Origin of the sequence: Absicoccus porci (assembly GCF_003725415.1) — a bacterium.
Classification (GTDB): Bacteria; Bacillota_I; Bacilli_A; order Erysipelotrichales; family Erysipelotrichaceae; genus Absicoccus; species Absicoccus porci.
In genome coordinates this window covers 176,150-194,770 of sequence record NZ_RJQC01000001.1, presented here as the reverse complement: position 1 = coordinate 194,770, position 18,621 = coordinate 176,150, and the positions used below count along the sequence as shown (strand labels likewise).

22 protein-coding genes, 2 tRNA genes and 2 pseudogenes are annotated in these 18,621 nt (G+C 37.8%); 4 read left to right on the top strand and 22 right to left on the bottom strand.

The window, feature by feature from the left end; translation table 11 throughout:
• Positions 1-5: 5 nt before the first annotated feature.
• A complete protein-coding gene (locus tag EDX97_RS01085) occupies positions 6-1,673 on the bottom strand; it encodes a glutamine--tRNA ligase/YqeY domain fusion protein (RefSeq protein ID WP_128519358.1) in 1,668 nt (555 codons plus the stop codon).
• A 71-nt stretch (positions 1,674-1,744) separates the two neighbouring features.
• On the bottom strand, positions 1,745-2,998 hold the full coding sequence (gene uraA, locus EDX97_RS01080; protein WP_128519357.1) for a uracil permease: 1,254 nt from the start codon (positions 2,996-2,998) through the stop codon (positions 1,745-1,747).
• Between the two features lie 87 nt (positions 2,999-3,085).
• On the opposite strand from uraA, the gene EDX97_RS01075 reads away from it, so the two are divergent.
• From EDX97_RS01075 to EDX97_RS01065, 3 genes are all read left to right on the top strand, one after another.
• Positions 3,086-3,162, top strand: a tRNA-Arg gene (locus EDX97_RS01075).
• A 14-nt stretch (positions 3,163-3,176) separates the two neighbouring features.
• On the top strand, positions 3,177-3,812 hold the full coding sequence (locus EDX97_RS01070; protein ID WP_128519356.1) for an HAD family hydrolase: 636 nt from the start codon (positions 3,177-3,179) through the stop codon (positions 3,810-3,812).
• 94 nt (positions 3,813-3,906) lie between these two features.
• A tRNA-Arg gene (locus tag EDX97_RS01065) sits at positions 3,907-3,983 on the top strand.
• 208 nt (positions 3,984-4,191) lie between these two features.
• Here the strand turns inward: EDX97_RS01065 and EDX97_RS01060 are convergent.
• The 11 genes and pseudogenes from EDX97_RS01060 to EDX97_RS00990 all read right to left on the bottom strand — a co-directional run bounded on the left by EDX97_RS01060 (position 4,192) and on the right by EDX97_RS00990 (position 10,750).
• On the bottom strand, positions 4,192-5,637 hold the full coding sequence (locus EDX97_RS01060) for a site-specific integrase (protein ID WP_003423078.1): 1,446 nt from the start codon (positions 5,635-5,637) through the stop codon (positions 4,192-4,194).
• 18 nt (positions 5,638-5,655) lie between these two features.
• Positions 5,656-5,829: a helix-turn-helix domain-containing protein gene (locus EDX97_RS11955; RefSeq protein ID WP_128520004.1), complete on the bottom strand. Its 174-nt coding sequence runs from the start codon at positions 5,827-5,829 to the stop codon at positions 5,656-5,658.
• 477 nt (positions 5,830-6,306) lie between these two features.
• Positions 6,307-6,555, bottom strand: a complete 249-nt coding sequence (locus tag EDX97_RS01035) for a helix-turn-helix domain-containing protein (RefSeq protein WP_002323370.1) — start codon at positions 6,553-6,555, stop codon at positions 6,307-6,309.
• A gap of 6 nt (positions 6,556-6,561) precedes the next feature.
• Entirely contained in the window at positions 6,562-6,687 is a 126-nt protein-coding gene (locus EDX97_RS12290) for a hypothetical protein (RefSeq protein WP_431834113.1), read from the bottom strand.
• Between the two features lie 120 nt (positions 6,688-6,807).
• Positions 6,808-6,978, bottom strand: coding sequence for a hypothetical protein (locus EDX97_RS12285; RefSeq protein WP_478209477.1), 171 nt, complete (start codon positions 6,976-6,978; stop codon positions 6,808-6,810).
• Positions 6,979-7,425: 447 nt separating this feature from the next.
• Positions 7,426-8,304, bottom strand: coding sequence for a ParA family protein (locus tag EDX97_RS01025; protein WP_003423074.1), 879 nt, complete (start codon positions 8,302-8,304; stop codon positions 7,426-7,428).
• Positions 8,305-8,406: 102 nt separating this feature from the next.
• Entirely contained in the window at positions 8,407-8,691 is a 285-nt protein-coding gene (locus EDX97_RS01020) for a topoisomerase C-terminal repeat-containing protein (protein WP_073459356.1), read from the bottom strand.
• Between the two features lie 145 nt (positions 8,692-8,836).
• Positions 8,837-9,574, bottom strand: coding sequence for a 23S rRNA (adenine(2058)-N(6))-methyltransferase Erm(B) (gene erm(B), locus EDX97_RS01010; RefSeq protein WP_128519355.1), 738 nt, complete (start codon positions 9,572-9,574; stop codon positions 8,837-8,839).
• 46 nt (positions 9,575-9,620) lie between these two features.
• Positions 9,621-10,250: pseudogene (locus EDX97_RS12280) on the bottom strand (P-loop nucleotide/nucleoside kinase family protein).
• 1 nt (position 10,251) lies between these two features.
• Positions 10,252-10,524: an antitoxin gene (locus tag EDX97_RS00995; protein WP_000301765.1), complete on the bottom strand. Its 273-nt coding sequence runs from the start codon at positions 10,522-10,524 to the stop codon at positions 10,252-10,254.
• 16 nt (positions 10,525-10,540) lie between these two features.
• Complete coding sequence (locus EDX97_RS00990) at positions 10,541-10,750, bottom strand: peptide-binding protein (RefSeq protein WP_000527317.1); 210 nt, start codon at positions 10,748-10,750, stop codon at positions 10,541-10,543.
• Positions 10,751-10,921: 171 nt separating this feature from the next.
• Between EDX97_RS00990 and EDX97_RS00985 the strand changes: the two genes are divergently transcribed.
• Entirely contained in the window at positions 10,922-11,281 is a 360-nt protein-coding gene (locus EDX97_RS00985; RefSeq protein ID WP_003423065.1) for a helix-turn-helix transcriptional regulator, read from the top strand.
• Between the two features lie 107 nt (positions 11,282-11,388).
• Here EDX97_RS00985 and EDX97_RS00980 read toward each other — a convergent pair whose 3' ends face one another.
• The 9 genes and pseudogenes from EDX97_RS00980 to EDX97_RS00940 all read right to left on the bottom strand — a co-directional run.
• Positions 11,389-11,577, bottom strand: a complete 189-nt coding sequence (locus tag EDX97_RS00980; RefSeq protein ID WP_009269672.1) for a cysteine-rich KTR domain-containing protein — start codon at positions 11,575-11,577, stop codon at positions 11,389-11,391.
• A 204-nt stretch (positions 11,578-11,781) separates the two neighbouring features.
• Positions 11,782-11,973 carry a hypothetical protein gene (locus EDX97_RS00975; protein WP_003423063.1) on the bottom strand — a complete coding sequence of 64 codons (192 nt, stop codon included), beginning with the start codon at positions 11,971-11,973 and terminating at the stop codon, positions 11,782-11,784.
• A gap of 12 nt (positions 11,974-11,985) precedes the next feature.
• Entirely contained in the window at positions 11,986-12,630 is a 645-nt protein-coding gene (locus tag EDX97_RS00970; RefSeq protein ID WP_003423062.1) for an ABC-2 transporter permease, read from the bottom strand.
• Positions 12,627-13,490: an ABC transporter ATP-binding protein gene (locus EDX97_RS00965; RefSeq protein WP_003423060.1), complete on the bottom strand. Its 864-nt coding sequence runs from the start codon at positions 13,488-13,490 to the stop codon at positions 12,627-12,629. Before EDX97_RS00965 ends, EDX97_RS00970 begins: the two co-directional genes overlap by 4 nt.
• The gene (locus EDX97_RS00960; protein ID WP_003423058.1) at positions 13,491-13,868 is read right to left on the bottom strand and encodes a GntR family transcriptional regulator; all 378 of its coding nucleotides are present in this window, start codon (positions 13,866-13,868) and stop codon (positions 13,491-13,493) included. It abuts the gene before it with no gap.
• 120 nt (positions 13,869-13,988) lie between these two features.
• Positions 13,989-14,900, bottom strand: a complete 912-nt coding sequence (locus EDX97_RS00955; protein ID WP_003423057.1) for a conjugal transfer protein — start codon at positions 14,898-14,900, stop codon at positions 13,989-13,991.
• Positions 14,901-14,915: 15 nt separating this feature from the next.
• Positions 14,916-15,923, bottom strand: a complete 1,008-nt coding sequence (locus EDX97_RS00950; protein ID WP_003423055.1) for a C40 family peptidase — start codon at positions 15,921-15,923, stop codon at positions 14,916-14,918.
• Positions 15,920-18,115, bottom strand: coding sequence for a CD3337/EF1877 family mobilome membrane protein (locus tag EDX97_RS00945; protein WP_128519354.1), 2,196 nt, complete (start codon positions 18,113-18,115; stop codon positions 15,920-15,922). Before EDX97_RS00945 ends, EDX97_RS00950 begins: the two co-directional genes overlap by 4 nt.
• Positions 18,115-18,606: pseudogene (locus EDX97_RS00940) on the bottom strand (ATP-binding protein); the annotation flags it as partial. The gene EDX97_RS00945 and the pseudogene EDX97_RS00940, both read right to left, overlap by 1 nt.
• Between the last annotated feature and the right edge of the window lie 15 nt (positions 18,607-18,621).

Here is an 18,621-nt window from a genome sequence, read left to right as displayed (position 1 = left end):
TTGACTTATTTTTTTGGCAACTTGAAGGAACTCTTCAAAGAAACAATTCGATTGAATACCAATGCATCGTCTTTACTATCTTTTGGATCCAAATTATAGTAACCTGAACGAACGAATTGGAAACGATCCCCATTGGTGTAATTCTTGATGGTTTCTTCCACATAACATGGATTCAAGATCGTCAATGAATTTGGATTCAAATTGACCGATCCATCTTCATTGTAGACACCTTTTTCTTCATCCACTAAGTTTTCATACAAGCGAACGGTTGCTGGTACGGCATGTCCACAATCTACCCAATGAATGGTACCTTTGACTTTTCGTCCTGTAAATCCCGTACCTGATTTGGTTTCTGGATCATAGGTTCCATGAACGACTGTCACTTTTCCATCTTCATCTTTTTCAAAACCGGTACACTTCACAAAATAAGCATTCATCAAACGCACTTCGTTGCCCACAAAGAAACGACGGTATTTCTTTGGTGGTTCTTCCATAAAGTCATCTCGTTCGATCCATACTTCTCTAGAGAATGGTACTTTCTTATTGCCTAATTCTGGATTTTCCATATTTAATGGGGCATCCAAATATTCCACTTGTCCTTCTGGATAGTTATCAATGACCAATTTAATTGGATCTAAGACGGCCATTAAGCGAGGCGCTTTTGGTTTTAGATCATCACGTACAAAGTGTTCCAGCATCGCATAATCCACACTGGAATTGCTCTTGGATACACCGGCTGCTTCCATAAAATTACGAATGGATTCAGGGGTAAATCCACGACGACGCAAAGCCGCAATCGTGACTAAACGAGGATCATCCCAACCATCCACGATGCCTTGGTCAACCAAACGTTTGATGTAACGCTTTCCGGTAATGACATTGGTCAAATACATCTTCGCAAACTCAATTTGTTTTGGTGGATTTGGAAATTCTGCTTGTTCAACGACCCAATTATAAAGAGGTCGATGATCTTCAAATTCCAATGTACAAATAGAATGCGTAACACCTTCGATGGCATCTTCAATTGGATGGGCAAAATCATACATTGGGTAAATGCACCATTTATCACCCGTATTATGATGGGTCATACGGGCTACACGATAAAGAATGGGATCACGCATATTGATATTGGGACTAGCCATATCGATCTTTGCACGTAATGTTTTTGAACCATCTTCAAATTCCCCATTTTTCATTCGTTCAAACAAGTCTAAGTTTTCTTCAACCGAACGATTACGATAAGGGGATTCTTTACCAGGTTCCGTCAATGTGCCACGATAGGCATGAATTTCTTCAGCTGATAAATCATCTACATAAGCCACCCCTTTTTTGATGTATTTTATGGCAATCTCATACATCTGATCAAAATAGTTGGATGCGAATCGTACGCCTCCTACATATTTGGCACCTAACCACTCCACATCTTTGACAATGGATTCTACGAATTCATTGTTTTCTTTCATTGGGTTGGTATCATCAAAACGTAAATGGAAATCGCCATGATATTCTTGGGCAAGTCCATAATTTAGTAAGATGGATTTCGCATGACCAATGTGTAAATAGCCATTGGGTTCTGGTGGAAATCGCGTAACGACTTTTGTATATGTTCCGGCAGCAAGATCTTCATCGATAATTCGTTCAATAAAGTTCTTACTATTGGTTTCTTTTTCCATTTCTTCTCCTCCATAATATATAGACAATTCTATCATAAATACAAAGAAAGTGCTTGATTAATCACAAGCACTTATTCTTCTGGATTCAATAAATGGAGTTTATCAAAAAGATAGAATAATAAACTCAGAAGCATGGCTACGACACAGGCCAAGACCATACCGGTTAATTCAACCGTTCCTAAATGAATCGTAACACCGGATAAACCGGTCACAAAGACAACGGATGTTAAGATCATATTGATACTTTTGGAGTAATCAACATGATTATCGACCAAAATACGTAATCCAGACGTTCCAATCATTCCATACAATAAGAAACTAATACCACCAATGACCGGTCCCGGAATGGTTTGAATCAAAGCCGATAATGGACCAATAAACGAACAAATAATGGATAAGACAGCAGCACCACCAATGACTTGGACACTATAGACACCCGTAATGGCCATGACCCCAATGTTTTCGCCATAGGTTGTGGTAGGAACCGATCCAACCAATCCACTCAAGGCACTGGAAAAATTATCCGCAAACAAAGAGCGATGCAAGCCCGGATCTTTTAATAAATCACGACCAACGACTTCACTGGTTACAATTTGGTGACCAATGTGCTCCGAAGTAATGACCAATAGTACAGGTAAGATCATCAAGATCGCATGGATATCAAATTTCGGTGCTTGAAATTGTGGCAACATAAAGAAGGATGCTTCTTTTACTGGAGTCATATCAACGATGCCCACACAGATGGCCGCAATATAACCGCATATGATCGCAATCAAAATTGGAATAACGCTTAAGAATTTACGGAAACAAACCGATCCAACTACGGCTACACCTAACGTTACCGCAAATACGATCACATTGGCAGGATCAATCACTTTATCTAACAAGCCGGCATTCGAAGCGGCATTGCTCGAAAGCTCCAAACCAATCAAAGCGACAACCGGTCCCATCGCTGCACTTGGTAAGACAATGTCGATCCATTTGGTTCCTACTTTGTAGATAATAAAGGCAAGAATACATCCACAAAGACCAGTGACGACAAAACCACCTTGGGCATAAGGAAAACCAAATTTTGCGATGACAATCGAGGCAGGGCCTAAAAACGCAAAACTACTTCCTAAATAAGCAGGAGCTTTTCCTTTTGTGATCAAAATAAACAATAGGGTCCCAATTCCATTCATCAATAGCACAACAGCTGGATTGATTCCTAAGACAAAGGGAACCAATACCGAAGCACCAAACATCGCAAACATATGTTGCAGACTCAATGGTGCTAATAAACGAAAAGGAACTTTTTCTTGAACTTGAATAATACGTTTCGCCATTTTTTCTCTCCTTTTGAAACTTCCATGTGTATTTATATCATACTTTTCGTCATGCATTCAATATAGAGTATGTTATAATACTGTTGTGCGCCCGTAGCTCAATAGGATAGAGTGTCAGATTCCGATTCTGAAGGTTGCGGGTTCAATTCCTGTCGGGCGCGCCATTTCAGGAGAAACTATGTCAACGATATTATTTGATTTAGATGATACATTGATTCAATCCATGTATGTATGGGAAGATGCGATTACAGCCTTATTTAAAGAGCTTCACATTGATATGGACTTTGAACGCGCTAAACAAACCTTTATGGCTAAACGATTTAGTGAAGTACTGGTTTATATCAAGAAGTATTTCTATCCACATGCCACCATTCAACAAATGAATGATTTTTGTATGGCCTTTGTGATCGACCAATATCAACATCATGTACCAGCAACTAAAGGTGCAGTTGAGTTTGTTCATGAACAAGCAAAAAAAGGAACAACCATGGCGGTTGTAACATCCAATGATTTTCATCTTACCAAGACCGTTCTCCAACGATTGGATATGTATGATTCCATGAAAGAAATCTTTTCAGCTGAAGAATTACATATGACCAAACGAGAACCAGAAATCTATGAATATGCTTTAAACAAATTAAATGCACAACCAAAAGATACCATTGTCTTTGAAGATTCCATGTACGCGATTGAAACCGCTCGTTCCTTAGGTATTCGTTGCATCGGTATTGAAAATGATTGGAATCGTCGCGATTTTATGAAGAATCATGTTGAAACGATCCATGATTTCACTGAACTACATTCGTTTCTGTAGCTCAGTTGGATAGAGCATTCGCCTCCTAAGGGCTAGGTGGAACAAACGCCTTTTGATATGATAACTAGATAAAATTGAATAGATTTTTAAGAATGTCCCAGTACCTCAGCAGGATAGAGGGTTCGCCTCCTAAGCGAAACGTCGCAGGTTCGACTCCTGTCTGGGACGCCACAAACTCCGCTGAAAGCCTTATTTTACAAGGTTTTCAGCGTTTCTTTATTTATGGCTTTCTATTTACGCTGAATACGAATTGTTTTCAATCTGTCATTTTTTATTCGATATTTTTTTAAGACTTTTAAGGAAATAGGCTTGCTAACACTTTTTTATTTTTGAAGAAAAATCGCTGGTTTTTTTGGAATTTGCTAACACTTTTGAAATTCTATCTTTGAAGTGCCTGCTTTAAAAATTGCTCTTTCATTTCTGGCGATAAAGATTTAATCAGTTCCAATAACGCCATATCACTATCGGTTAAGTCGGTATCTTGCTTTGGATTGTCTGTATCATCATTAAGCGTAGAATAAAATTCTTTATCCATTTTTTGTGCATTGAAACGTCTGTCCTCGTCAATGATTTCTGAATATACATCTGTAACCATTTCTGCTTCTGCGTGACCAGTATCGCCTTGTACGGACTTAACATCTCCGTTTGTCATTTTGAGTTTATAACCCGTACTTAAATGGCGTAGGCTGTGAAATACCACAACTTCATAATCGTTTTCTTCACAGAGCTTTTGAAACCTATCTCTAACAATACGGCTTTCCACGGGATTGCCATTATCCAACGCAATAACAAGGTTGTAATCATTGTAGGCACTTCCTAAAAATTCCTTTAATTCCTGCTGGTCTTTTTTATATTGCACCAATAGTTCCGCAACTGTTTTAGGTAACCAGACAACACGATTACTTGTTTCTGTTTTTGGCGTTTTCAAGACAAGCCTTGTGGTACAATGCGGTTTTTGCGTTGGGAAAATCTTTAAAATATCCTTTTCCTTTAATTTCTGCATAGCTTCTGCATTTACTCTTGAAAGTTCTTTATTGATGATTACCTTTGCATTATTTGTAGCAATGGACTCTTCATCAATAATAACATCTTCCCATGTAAGTCCTGTAATTTCTCCAATTCGCATAGAGCAGGAAAAAGCTAAGTGCATACAAATTGAAAGCAAATCATCTTCCGTGGCTTTTACCGCTTCTCGAAATGTTTGAACACTCCACACTTTTCGCCTAGTCTTTGGAATTTTTGGTAACGTAGCCAAAGACGCAGGGTTTCTTTTGTTTGTATCAATATACTCCCAGCGGATAGCTTGATTTAAGGCACAGCGGATAATATCATGTATTTTTTTGATGTTCGCTGGTTGAACACAACGACCAGTTGCTTTTCTGTTTGCCCGTGGTACTTCTGGAACGCTCAATAAATCATTGTAGTATTTTGATAGACTTTTTGTAGTTATTTCATTCAGTTTCCAATCTCCAATAATCGGATTGATATAATTTTCAATACTGCCTACCTTACTACTAAATGTACTCGGCGACCATTTAGATGTGCCATATAAATTAACAAAAATTTCTAGGAAATCACGCAATGTAATATCTTTGTCTACAACATCTAACTCCTTTTTAGAATTTTCAATCTGATGTGCAAATTGTTCCTCTAATGGAACTATCACATATCCAAATTTCTCTTGATAGTATTCTATAAAGGCTTTTCGCTGTTTTGCTTCTTTTCTTGTTTCCAGCGTGTCCCATTTTTGTTTTCTTTCTCCTGCACTATCTAAGTACCAATAAATAACTGAAAAACTTGATTTTCTTTGTTTGATTGAAGCCATAATTTTCTCTCCTTATAGTTAAATTTCATTTAACCATTTATCGAAAGAAACCTTTGATACCCGTATGGCTTTACCAGCACGAACATAACTGAATTGACCGCTTTTTACTAATGAATAAGCTACCTTTTTGCTAATGTCCAGTTGTTCAGCAATTTCCTCTACTGTATAAGTCTTTTTTCCTTTGTAGGAGATTGTGCATTTTGTGTATCACTTATCACTATTAAGACCCCTTTCATTTGTGACAGCAACAAAATACACTCGTCTAATAAGGTCATTATAACACACCTAAATAAAAAGAGTAGATAGATTTTGTTGCTGAAACTATCAATTATAAGCAGGCAGACGGCTTTGGAAAGCTCCGTTAGTATCTCAACTATTCCCATTCTTGTGGGCAGAACCGCACCATGCGGACGTATCATTATTCTGTGAGGATAGGTCATGGCAAAACGACTTTTCCAACAGTCGCTCTCGGATCACTGCGTGGGTCGCTCGCTTTCTTTTGAAAAGGTCGTGGCGTACAGTTCCCGTGGCTCGCTATCTCACAAACGTATCTGTCTGCTTTATTCAGTTGTCAAAGAGCTGTGGCGAAAGCGTGTTGCTTTCATATAAAAGCAGGGGCAGAGCAGGAAAGAGGGGATTGAACAAATCATGCTCTGCGGTTACTGCTTGTTATTCTTCTTCGATTTCTAAGGCAATATCAAACCCTAAAATCATTTTAATAAGTGCTTCTCTGATAAGTCCCTTTAATTCCATATCTACAACAATATAGACATTGCCGTATTCATCATAGAGTGGTCGTAGACAGCACTTTGATATGTAAGGGTCATAAAATGCCAGTATCTTTTCAATCGCTTTTTCGTCCCCGTCCATTGCCTGCGAAAGCAAGTAGTAGGACGGCTTCTTCATTGTGTGTTTCATTTGCTATCATTTCTCCTTTAGTATTTTTTTCATAAGCTCTAGTGAATTGTGTCGGTTTTGAAAAACACCACTTCTTGAAATATTTTGTCTTTTTGCAATCTCGGTATCGCTCATTTCCAAGAAATAATACATCAACAAATTTTCTCGATTACGCTCAGACAAATGTTTCAAGGCTTCTGCCAGTTCATCATCACAAATACGAATATCACTACCACATACATTGAAAATCGTATAGTCCGTATCATAGTCGTCCTAGACAGCCAGATTTTCTACAACGATTTCTGGAAGTTCACAAAAAAGCGTTTCTCCCTTTTGTCGTCGCTTTAATTTCTTCTGATAGTCCTTAACAACATGTCGGACAACTTTCTTCAAACAACTTTCAAAACGGCATTGAACTGTTTTCTGGAAGTCAGATGGTTTCATCAATCTCACCCCCTTTCCGTTACGATATGAAAAGTGGTTATCCCTCTTTCCGCACCATATAGGGAACGACAGGTGTGATTTGCTAAGTTGAAACCGAAAAAAGTTGAAAAAAATTTTTAACAAAACAAAAACAGCCCGATAATGTGTAATTACACAAACAGACTGTTTTATAAATTCTATTGATATGAATTTTTAATTCTTGTAAAGGGTGTAATGATTGTAATAGTGGACTGAAATATTTATTCAGTTGAGAACGGCAGAACGTTCTTCCGTATGCAATCATGGTATAGCCCCCTTTAACCAGAGCTATGCCTTATTTACTCCTAAGAAAAAAGGACAGTTCTGGTTATATCCAAAACCGTCCCGTTATTTTTCAAGACGCACAAAAGTGTATTATCTAGGAACGGTTTTTTTTATTTACCGCACACGATAACAGCTTTTGAATTATTACTGCATACTATATGCAAGCATTTCAAAAAATACGTTCTCATACATAGATAAAACTTTTTTGTCATAGCCTTTGTGTTCTGTAATGCCGTTTTTAGACCAGGTACTTACTTTATTACTTCGCTTGATAATATTTTGGAAAACCAAGTTATCTTCTTTATGTTGCTTGTACAGTTCTTCCAGGTTTGATTTTATCGTTGTGCTGTCCGTATCAACTAAATAAGGAACAAAACCGATCATATCTAGTCCAGGGTTAAACTGTTCTTGTAAATCAATCAAATAGGAAATATAGTTTTGAATGTTGTTTGTACTTTCTTCTTCTGCTTGTAAAGGGATCATGACGTAATCACTTGCCACGATTGCATTATTTGTATAAACGCTTGGCGTTGGTACAGTATCAATAATAATGAGATCATAGTCACTTTTTAAAGGTGCTAAAAGAGTAGCAAGCAATCTACTTTCATTTTCAAAAGTCCATGAGCGAGTTAATTTTGGCAGTAACATCAAATCAAACGTGCCAGGGATCAAGTCTAAATTATCAGTCAAATGAACAATAGAAGAAGCCAAGTTTCCATTTTTCAGTCCTTCATAAAAATTAACACGTGGCAATTCTACCTTAAATGTTTTTGCTAAGTCTTTTGTCAATGTTGCTTGTAAGTCCTTATCGATCATTAAAACTTTTAAATTAAATTTGTCTGTCAAGTAAGCAAACATAGTCGATAATTTTGACTTTCCAACACCACCTTTAAAATAATTGTTTAAGATAACAATCGCTTCATTTTTACTGTTTAAAATACGTCTTAATTCTTCAAGTATTTTGAGTTCTTCCTTCTCCATAACTACGCCCCATTCTTTTTTTGTATAGTAATATTGTATCATTAGGAATCACAAATCACAAGTGATTTGTGATTAATCACTTGTGATTTGTGATAAGTGATTTGTGATTAATATATAAAAGCCCTCTTTAAAGGGCTTTTATGCTTATTTTGAAAAAGAGATAAAATCAATATATCCCTTTTCTCCGATTTTTACAACGGCATTGTAGGACTTTCTATCTTTCGTTTTGATTCCTTTTACCAGGGTTTCTTTTCCCTCTAGTAATTCTTTTACATTTGTTTTGGTGAGTTTTTTCTTTCTAAAATGTTCAGCTAAAGTGAAGGTACATTCAGGATAATTTGAACAACCATAAAACGATTTTTTTAATACAATATTGTTGCCACACTTAGGACATTTTCCTACAAGGGGTCCCGAGCGCTTAGTGGGAATTTGTACCCCTTATCGATACAAATTCCCCGTAGGCGCTAGGGACCTCTTTAGCTCCTTGGAAGCTGTCAGTAGTATACCTAATAATTTATCTACATTCCCTTTAGTAACGTGTAACTTTCCAAATTTACAAAAGCGACTCATAGAATTATTTCCTCCCGTTAAATAATAGATAACTATTAAAAATAGACAATACTTGCTCATAAGTAACGGTACTTAAATTGTTTACTTTGGCGTGTTTCATTGCTTGATGAAACTGATTTTTAGTAAACAGTTGACGATATTCTCGCTTGACCCATTTTGAAACAAAGTACGTATATAGCTTCCAATATTTATCTGGAACATCTGTGGTATGGCGGGTAAGTTTTATTAAGACACTGTTTACTTTTGGTTTAGGATGAAAGCATTCCGCTGGCAGCTTAAGCAATTGCTGAATCGAGACTTGAGTGTGCAAGAGCAACCCTAGTGTTCGGTGAATATCCAAGGTACGCTTGTAGAATCCTTCTTCAACAATCAGATAGATGTCAGACGCATGGCTTTCAAAAACCACTTTTTTAATAATTTGTGTGCTTAAATTGTAAGGAATACTCCCAACAATTTTATACCTCTGTTTGTTAGGGAATTGAAACTGTAGAATATCTTGGTGAATTAAAGTGACACGAGTATTCAGTTTTAATTTTTCTGACGATAAGTTGAATAGATGACTGTCTAATTCAATAGACGTTACCTGTTTACTTATTTTAGCCAGTTTCGTCGTTAAATGCCCTTTACCTGTTCCAATTTCGTAAACGGTATCGGTTTCTTTTAAATTCAATTGTTTTATTATTTGGTTGAGTACTTTTTCACTCGTTAAAAAGTTTTGAGAATATTTTATATTTTTGTTCATGTAATCACTCCTTCTTAATTACAAATTTTTAGCATCTAATTTAACTTCAATTCCTATTATACAAAATTTTAAGATACTGCACTATCAACACACTCTTAAGTTTGCTTCTAAGTCTTATTTCCATACTCGCTCTTAATACAATATAGTGTACCTCGTAATCTTCTTGGGCAAGAGCTTTCCATGGCTCCAAAAACCATGGCCCGACAATCCCATCTACAATTACATCATATCCGCCACGAGCATATCGCTTTGCAGCCTCTAAAAAGGCTTCAATGACAACCAGATTTTGCTTGTTGGATTCTGGCAAATGTGGTGGTATTGCGCCTTTGCTTAAGTAATGAAAAAAGTCATCGGTGTGCATATGCACTGATTTATCCATATCTGATTCCTTTGCGACAATTGACGCAGTTGTTGTTTTTCCTGTCCCCGGTGAGCCTGTAATCACAATAATTCTTCCTTGATTCATCTATATTTTCCCTCACAATTTGAATTTATCACTTTGTTCCTGCCTGCTCAATCATCTTCTTCGCAAACTCGTTTTCCCTGACCCTGGTTGCCCACCAAGTAAAAAAGCGGTTGGCGATTCAACCGCTTTTTTTCCTTGAACCAATTCTTCTAAATTATCATTTAAGCGATTTTCAAATTGTTTGTCAGTAAAATTGACTATATTTGCCATATTAAGCCACTTTCTCTTTATTCAAAACTTGTTTTGAATAGCGATTCATTGACCGCCAATACTCATGAACGGCTTGTAATTCTTCTAAAGAATAATCAAAAAGATTTACACGTTTTGCAAGCTTTAATTGGTTTAATAAATTGACTTCCAATAATTGAGAGTCATTTTTATTTAATTCATGATTCAAAACATAGTTTAATACTCGATTATAAACGCTTGCCGATAATTCGTTAATGATCTCTATTTCAAATGTTTTTTCATAAGTAACTGCCATTTCATTTTCACTCCTTTTAAAGTTTGTCAGGTAAATATTTCCGAATATATTCTTCTAAGGCTTTATCCATAACTTCTTTTACGTTTCCGCCATTCTTTGCTGTTTCGATTTTTATAATATGGTGCAAGTCAGCACGAACACGAACCGTCTTATCCCCCATAATATCTTTTTTTGCACTGATTGGTGTATCATTTCGTTTTGCTTTTTGTGCGCCTAAATTTCCCACAACCACTCACTTCTTTCTATTTCTTCTTACTCTTATTTTATCATCAACAATCACAAATCACAAGTGATTTGTGATTCTATTCTTTTTCGTTTTCTAATTGAATGATTCGCTCAATTTTAACACATTCTAAATATACAGCATGAAGTATAAACTCATGCTAGGTGATTTAAAATGAGAAAAGCAAAAGAAACACAAACTTTTGATTTCAGACCTTTAGGACTGGCAATCAGAGAAGCCCGTGAGAGAGCAGGGCTTTCTCGTAATGATTTAGGCGATAAAGTGTTCTATGGAGAACGCCATATCGCAGATATTGAAAATGTTGGTTCACACCCTAGTTTTCAATTATTCCATGATTTAGTTACCATGTTCAATATATCGGTCGATGAATATTTCTATCCAGCAGAGAACGTCGTAAAAAGTACAGCTCGCCGTCAGATAGAAACCTCTCTTGATTTATTGAGTGATAACGAATTAAAAATCATTCAAGGTACGATTGACGGTATCTTGAACAGCAGGGAGAGCAAGAAGTAATCAGCTTCTTGTTTTCCCTTTTTGCTATTCTGCATTATCTATTTGCTGATCTGCTCCGCAGGTAACAAATAAGAGCCAACAATCTATAAGTCATAATAACCTACAAATTATCGGCTCTGCGTCTTTGCGTCTGGCTCTTTGATAATAGTTACTTTTCCATGCTTTATATTGATTAAAGTTTCCGTTTTGCACTTCGGACAGAACAAAGGAAAATTTATCAGTTCTGTATCTTCTCGCACTTTAGTTCGTGTCTTATTATTGCAAATAGGACATAATACCCATAATTGCTTATCCATAGCCCCCCCTTATTCTTTTAAGAAATTTAATTTTTGCTTTTTCGTAGTGATATAAACATATTTTTTCGGCGTAAAATGTCTATTTCCAAAATACCTTTTGAAATTTGCTTGCATCTCTGGGTATGTACTATTCATAAATTCTTCAATATCCGCTCGGACGTTAGCAAACAATAAACCCTCAGTCTATATGCAGATTTTAATCATTTATTTTATTGATTTAAAATTTTCAATATATAAGGAAACTTCGCCACATTTTGGACAAACTGCAACTTTAGGTTTTTCTACCGTAGTTCCAAAAACGCCTTTAGTAGTTATTCTAATACCATATCCCTGCATATCAACTTTAACATCTAAATTTTCGACCATTTCTTCATGACATCTAAGACATTTTCTCATAACAATACCTCACTAATTGTATTTTCTAGTAAAAAATGCTTTTGATAGAAGATAAGAACTGAAAGCAAGAGCTATAACTATTATAAAAGCTATGCCGATACTCAATTCAAAATTATCGACTACAAACCATAAAATAGAATTGTTAGTCACATTTGTCCAAACTGCCAATACAACAAGAATAATCACTAGAGTAAACATAACCGCAAAACCTGCATTAACTCCAAGTGAATAATTTGAAGGCAATACAAATGACAAAAATACTAAGGTTACGGCAAAAGAAGCACAAGCAATAAACATATAATAACCAAATGCAAATTGAGGGAATATAAAATATGTTATGGTATTAACAAGCAAAGCTACCCCAAAGCCAATACAAGTCATAATCAAAGCAACTATATATCTGCTTTTTACAATCGTAGTTTTTGAAACGGGTAGTGCAACAACATATTTCCCCCATTTCCATTGTTCGTCGCAAGTCGTTAAGGAAATTATCATTGTCATTATTTCAACTGGAATTAACAATAAACTAATGTAAATAGCTCCTGTCCCTTTTAAAAATAACATCAAAGCTACTATAATGAATATATCCATAATAATTCTAGTAATTCCATATTTTTTCTGAATTACTAATAAATCTTTCATCAATAAGCCTTTCATTGTAATTCCCCCTTTACGTAAAACAACATAATATTTTCAATAGTAGCAGGTTCTACAAGTGCTTTTGGAAAATCTTTTGCAATCTTGTTTCTATCACGAACAAGAACCTTATATTGATAATCTTCTTTTTGATAGGAAATAATTTCTGTCTTATCTAGCGTATCAAAGACACTTGCTCCACAACTTACAACACCATAGTTATCAATTAAGTCGTCTTTTAATGAGCAGAAAACTAACCGTCCTTTATGAATAAAAGTAATATAATCTGCTATTTTTTCTAAATCACTTGTAATATGTGATGAAAACAAAATAGAGTAATTTTCATCTTGCACAAAATCAATCAGTATATCAAGAATATCATCTCGAATAATAGGGTCCAATCCACTTGTTGCTTCATCTAATATAAGTAATTCTGCTTTATGTGAAAGAGCAACAGCGAATGCAAGTTTTACTTTCATTCCTTTAGAAAAATCTTTAATTTTCTTCTTTGCTGGTAATTCGAACTGTTTCAAATAATTACGAAATGCTATACTGTCCCAATTGGTATATATTCCCGACATATATTTTTCAATTTCTTTTGGTGTAAAAATATCTGGAAAGTGGTTTTCGTCAAATACAATTCCGATTTTATCTTTTATTTCACATTCATCAATTATGTGGTCTTTTCCAAAAATCAAAATGTTTCCACTGTTTTTCTTAATTTCGTTCAAAATACAATTTACTGTGGTCGATTTTCCAGCTCCATTTTCGCCAATAAGCCCCATAATTACACCTCTAGGAATGGAAAAACTTAAGTCATTTAATACAAAATCGCCATAATCTTTTGTAAGGTTTTTAACTTCTAAAATATTTTCAGCCATTTACTCGTCCTCCTCATATAATAATTTTAATAATCCAATCAATTTATCAAGGTTTATGCCACTTGCACGGGCTATTTCAATAGCTTCTACAAATCTATCTTCGATTTTTTTCTGTTGTTCTTCTATATAAAAATCTTGATTTTGAGCAGATACAAAACACCCTTTGCCTGCTGTTGTTTCGATAAAACCGTCTTTTTGAAGCACATCATAAGATTTTTGAACAGTCAATACACTTATATGCAATGATTTTGCAAGTCCTCTTATTGATGGTAGAGCTTCGCCAGCCTTTAATTCCCCATTTATAATCAATGCTTTTATTTGCGAAGAAATTTGTTCATAAATAGGTATGCTTGCATGATTATTGATAAAGATTTCCATTTAAACACCGCCTTGTTCTATACTGTATAGCTTATACAAGTACAGCATAATACTTAAAAATACAGTTGTCAATATTAAAAGGCTTGCAGAGCATAAAAATATGATACAAGCCTTTTACAATTATCCTACAATCTTCCAGTTACTATCCTTATGTAGCACAAGCTCATACTGCGATACTTGCGTTGCCTTTGTCTGATTATCAAGGAATTTTACAGCAACCTTAACTTTTACATTCTCCCCGTCTTTTGTAAAGATAGGGTTTACCAGTTCAGAATAAAGGTAGTCCCTGCCGATAGGTTCAAGCACATTCCCCGACACATAATAAGCAAGTTCGTTTTCTGTGGCTGTTGGGTACAACTTAAAGAATGTTTCCAGAAATGCGGTAGCGTCATTTGCAGTATCAGCGTCTACACTTGCGTCTGTTTCTGGTGTCTTTGGATCATAGTCTGATTTTTCGATTGCTGGTGCAAGAGTAGGGTTCTGAACGATTACCATATCCCCGTCAGCGTCTACATGAACTTTTACAGTATAGGTTGCTTTCACATTGCTTGTCTGTTCGCCCTCTTTTATCTGCTGATCTACTTCGTAGGTAGCAGAAAAAGTATCCGTTCCCGATTGCTCGATATGCCATACAATCACATCTGTAACTGTGGAGCTGGTCGGTATGTCGGTTCTAATGGTATCTATATTCAAGTCCTGCAATTCCTTTGTCAGATAACCGCTGATTGCCTGCGTCCTTGCTTCAATCGCTTCTTTGCTGTTATTCCATGTGTAATATGACTTCGCAAAGTTCTTCACGAAATTTTCTATCCCGTTGGTGTCCTGCAAGCGAAGCTCAATGATTTCTTTTTCATGGGTGGTGTGCTGGTCGATAGCGGTAAAATTCTTATACACCCCGAAGCTCACGCTTGCGATAAGCACCACCCACAAGGCAATCACAGTTTTCTTATGTGTGCCTACCTTGACAGTACGCACCTTTTTTTCTTTTGGTTCTTTGATAGTTTCTGTCTGTTTCTTATTTTTCTTAAACATATCTTCAAGTCCTTTCTATTGTTTTACTCGTCCTGCACCGATTAAGTGTTGTTGCCAGTAACTACTGCTTAGGTCTGCAAATCCTATCGGGTCGCCTGCATGGTACATCTGGTTATTTCCTACATAAATGCCGACGTGGGTTACATACGAACCAGCGTTATAGGTAGAATGGAAAAATACCAAGTCCCCAGCCTTTGCCTGCGAGAGTGGGAGATGTTGGGTAGCATCATACTGTGCTTGTGCCGTTCTCGGTAAGGAGATACCAGCTTTTCCATAACACCATTGTGTCAGTCCCGAACAGTCAAAGGAAGTGTTGGGATTACTACCACCATAGACGTACTTCCAGCCTTGATACTTCAACGCTTCATTCATTACCTTTTGTGCCAGCTCTCCCGACACCTGCGGAACAGTTAAATACTGATTGACTAATTCCACATAGAACATATTTCCATAGCTATACCGCCAGCCTCCATTCTTCGCAACAGCTATTGGATTGGTGTATGTTACTTTCTTTCCACCCGATTTTTCACGGGCAAAGCTCTCTGCAAGGTTGAAAGTGTGTTTATTTCCTTTTCCTGCCACATATCCCACATAACCACCGCCATAGTTATAAGACTGTATCGCTACATTCAAATCGTCCATACCTTGATTTTTGCAGGACGAAAGCAGGGACGCAAAATATTTACACCCCTGCTTGATTGAACTTTCTGTATCTAATGAATTGGGCGGTAGTCCCAGACTTTCAGAGCTTTGCATAACGTCCTCGGCTGTACCGCCACTTTCCACTTGTATGATTGCCAGCAACACATTGACATACTCGGAAATGCCGTATTCTCTGGCGTACTTTTCCACCATAGGCTGATGTTTCAAGACTTCTGCGGATAAGTTCATACCCGTAATGCCAGAAGAAAAGTTGCTGTTCTCGTCGTCGCTGTCCGCACTAATCAACACCCCAAAGAAAAGCACCAGTGAAAAGAGGATAGGAAACAGACTGCCGATAATAGCAATATGTTTCAGTTTCATTTTTTCTTCTGTCCTTTCTTCATTACAAGGTTACGGGTTTTCTCTGTGGTCTGCTGGTTTTTCTGGACGCTTTGCGTCTGCTGAACTTTTGTCCTGCGGTCTTTGGTGTCATTCTGGCGTGTTTCCTGCGATACCACTTTTTCTACATTCTGCCTATGTACTGGCTGTGTAGGCTGGCTCGTTTTCCTATCAGAAGTACCCGAAGATAAGGGACGCTCTTTGATAACCGTTGTCTTGACTGGCTCATTTGTTTTTGAAGTCGTCGCTGTGGCAGGGCGTTTGACTTCCTGCGTTTTTTCAGCACTCGGCTTTGGAATGGTTGAAGCTGTGGCTGGTCGCTCATGGGGACGGGTAGCTCCCGTTGTCGCTGATCCGTCAGCCTTTCGCTGTGCCTGCCTTGCTTCTTGTGCCTTTTGAAGCTCCATACGCTTATCGGCGATATTCTGCCTATGCTGTTCCCGTTTTTCCATACGTCCCGACTGTCTGGACTGCTGTTCCTGCACCATGCCACGCTTGAAGTCGGACACGCTGGACTTTGCCTTTTCCTTTGCGGAGTGGACGGCATAAGCGGTCTGTGTCGGCATATCCTTGATATTCTCTTTGACAGCACTTGCCTTATCTTTCACTTTATTTTTTGTATCTAAGACAGCACCCACCTTTGAACCTACACGCTGTCCCATGCTGGAAGATGTATTACCCCGACTATCTTTTGTAGCTGTGTTCCTTGTCGCTTTTCTGTTTGAAATCGTGCTACCAGCCACCGCACCAGCAACACCACCAGCAGTAACCGCACCAGCAAGCCGTCTTTCCATACGTCTAGCCCTATGTGCCAAGTATAGATATGGTCTGCGGAAAATTCTTCGTCCCATGCTTTGACTATCATTAGCGTTCAAAGAGAACATACTCATTAAGTCACCCAGCTTCATGTAGATACCAGCGAAACACACTATCTGTAAGAACGCCACCATGAAAAACGGATAGTCCGTGGATATGTTATAAAACATACTGGAAATGCTGAACGCCACCGTTACAATGAGCGTTATTCCTGCTCGTGTCATTATGGTATTAAACACCCTCACGATTGCCTGCTTTGCCATGCTTTCATAGTTCGGTATCATGGAAAGTAAAAAGCTGATAGGCAGAAACATAGCAAAGATAATAAAAAGTATCTGGCTGAATAACATCATGCCCGTAAGCAAGAATACAAATATCGTTATCCCTAAGTTGAAGAACAGTAGGAAGAACACCATACCTAAACGGTTCACGACCTGCGGTATCGTCAGATTGTTGTTGTCGTTGTCCTCGATTTCTGTTTTCACGACTTCCTCTCTGGTCTTTCCGTCCTCGTCCTCTGGGCTTGCCGATACCAGAGCTTCTACACGGTCTGCCCCGATTTCTTCTGCGTTGCTGTTCCCGAATTGTAAGAGTAACCACGGCTGTTCCACTTGAATAGAAAATAGGCTGTCCCTTATCAAGTCCACGCTGTCCTTGCCCTTGCTGTCAGAGTTTGGGAGCATGATTTTTGTTCCCAAGTCCAACGAAGCGGTACTAATATCACTTGAAAATTCATTTATCTTTTTGATGTAGTCGGGAGCGTAGGCAATAAACGAAGCGGACAGCACGAACACCACCACAAAGTTAATAACGGCATGAAGTGCCTTGCTGGTTTCCCGTTTTATCAGTCCCGTATAGGCAACATAAAGTCCCACCACTAAGATAATGAGAAGCAGGAAACCAACATAGAAGCCCGTAGAAGAAAAACCGTTCTGTGTTACGCCTGCAATGGTCTGTATGCTTTTTCCGATACTGTCTGCCATATCGTTAATGAAGTCCAGTTTATAGGCTTCCTGCACCACATAGCCCGTGGCATTGCTTAAATAAAGGCTTATCGTCCAGACAAAGTTGGTAATGCAGTAAAGCCCATACTGCACCGATTTTCCGATACCGTCCAGCCAGTTCCACGGAAGCCACGACCAGCTATTATCCACATAAAAATCAAGCTGGTAATTCGACAGCGGATATTTTGAGTAAAGATTTTCTGCATTTATGGTATCGTCCACAAGCCCCGTCGCATGAGCCACCGTCCCCAGAAGTGAAAGCAGGATAAGGGAGAGTGCCACCACGAACAGAACCATTTTGAGAAAGTGGAAAATCTTCTTTTTTGTGAACGCACCTTTTATCCTTTCTTTCATCACTCCACCTCATTTCTCTGTACGGGCGGTCTGGTATCAAAGGCGTGTAGCAGTTCTTCAAAGACGGGGTGTATCTGCACCACACCGACACGTCCGTATAAGTCCTGCAATAAGCATTGTCCGTTCTCTAAATCACGCAAGCGTTTCTGGTTGTTCTCGTCGTCCTTGTCGATACCAAAAAACTCTAAGGTCTGTTTTATCTCGTTAATGTCAGTAGAACGAAAGGCAAACTTCAAGCCGATATTGTTTTTCAGACTTTCCTTTGAAACATCATAGGCAGACTGGGTAACAAAATAAACGCCTGCCTGCATAGCTCGTCCAGCACGAACCAGCTTGTTAGAGAGCGTTTCTCCTTGTGCCACATTTAAGAACGCCCACGCTTCGTCAAGGTCTACAATCTTAAAAATACTTCTGTCCGAATGGATAAAATCAAGGGCAAAGGTACTAATCACAATCAGCATAGAAACCGATAATAATTCAATGGTCGTGTGTATTTGTCAACTGAA

Excerpts from the sequence above, each read along its gene's own strand:
- EDX97_RS00965 (WP_003423060.1), bottom strand. The coding sequence starts at position 13,490 with ATGGCTGAAAATATTTTAGAAGTTAAAAACCTTACAAAAGATTATGGC.
- EDX97_RS00950 (WP_003423055.1), bottom strand. The coding sequence starts at position 15,923 with ATGAAACTGAAACATATTGCTATTATCGGCAGTCTGTTTCCTATCCTC.
- uraA (WP_128519357.1), bottom strand. The coding sequence starts at position 2,998 with ATGGCGAAACGTATTATTCAAGTTCAAGAAAAAGTTCCTTTTCGTTTA.
- EDX97_RS01035 (WP_002323370.1), bottom strand. The coding sequence starts at position 6,555 with ATGAAACACACAATGAAGAAGCCGTCCTACTACTTGCTTTCGCAGGCA.
- EDX97_RS12290 (WP_431834113.1), bottom strand. The coding sequence starts at position 6,687 with ATGTATTATTTCTTGGAAATGAGCGATACCGAGATTGCAAAAAGACAA.
- EDX97_RS00960 (WP_003423058.1), bottom strand. The coding sequence starts at position 13,868 with ATGGAAATCTTTATCAATAATCATGCAAGCATACCTATTTATGAACAA.
- EDX97_RS12285 (WP_478209477.1), bottom strand. The coding sequence starts at position 6,978 with ATGAAACCATCTGACTTCCAGAAAACAGTTCAATGCCGTTTTGAAAGT.
- EDX97_RS00970 (WP_003423062.1), bottom strand. The coding sequence starts at position 12,630 with ATGAAAGGCTTATTGATGAAAGATTTATTAGTAATTCAGAAAAAATAT.
- EDX97_RS00955 (WP_003423057.1), bottom strand. The coding sequence starts at position 14,900 with ATGTTTAAGAAAAATAAGAAACAGACAGAAACTATCAAAGAACCAAAA.
- EDX97_RS01085 (WP_128519358.1), bottom strand. The coding sequence starts at position 1,673 with ATGGAAAAAGAAACCAATAGTAAGAACTTTATTGAACGAATTATCGAT.
- EDX97_RS00980 (WP_009269672.1), bottom strand. The coding sequence starts at position 11,577 with ATGGATAAGCAATTATGGGTATTATGTCCTATTTGCAATAATAAGACA.
- EDX97_RS00975 (WP_003423063.1), bottom strand. The coding sequence starts at position 11,973 with ATGAGAAAATGTCTTAGATGTCATGAAGAAATGGTCGAAAATTTAGAT.
- EDX97_RS01025 (WP_003423074.1), bottom strand. The coding sequence starts at position 8,304 with ATGATACAATATTACTATACAAAAAAAGAATGGGGCGTAGTTATGGAG.
- EDX97_RS00995 (WP_000301765.1), bottom strand. The coding sequence starts at position 10,524 with ATGGCAGTTACTTATGAAAAAACATTTGAAATAGAGATCATTAACGAA.
- EDX97_RS01070 (WP_128519356.1), top strand. The coding sequence starts at position 3,177 with ATGTCAACGATATTATTTGATTTAGATGATACATTGATTCAATCCATG.
- EDX97_RS01060 (WP_003423078.1), bottom strand. The coding sequence starts at position 5,637 with ATGGCTTCAATCAAACAAAGAAAATCAAGTTTTTCAGTTATTTATTGG.
- EDX97_RS00985 (WP_003423065.1), top strand. The coding sequence starts at position 10,922 with ATGAGAAAAGCAAAAGAAACACAAACTTTTGATTTCAGACCTTTAGGA.
- EDX97_RS00945 (WP_128519354.1), bottom strand. The coding sequence starts at position 18,115 with ATGAAAGAAAGGATAAAAGGTGCGTTCACAAAAAAGAAGATTTTCCAC.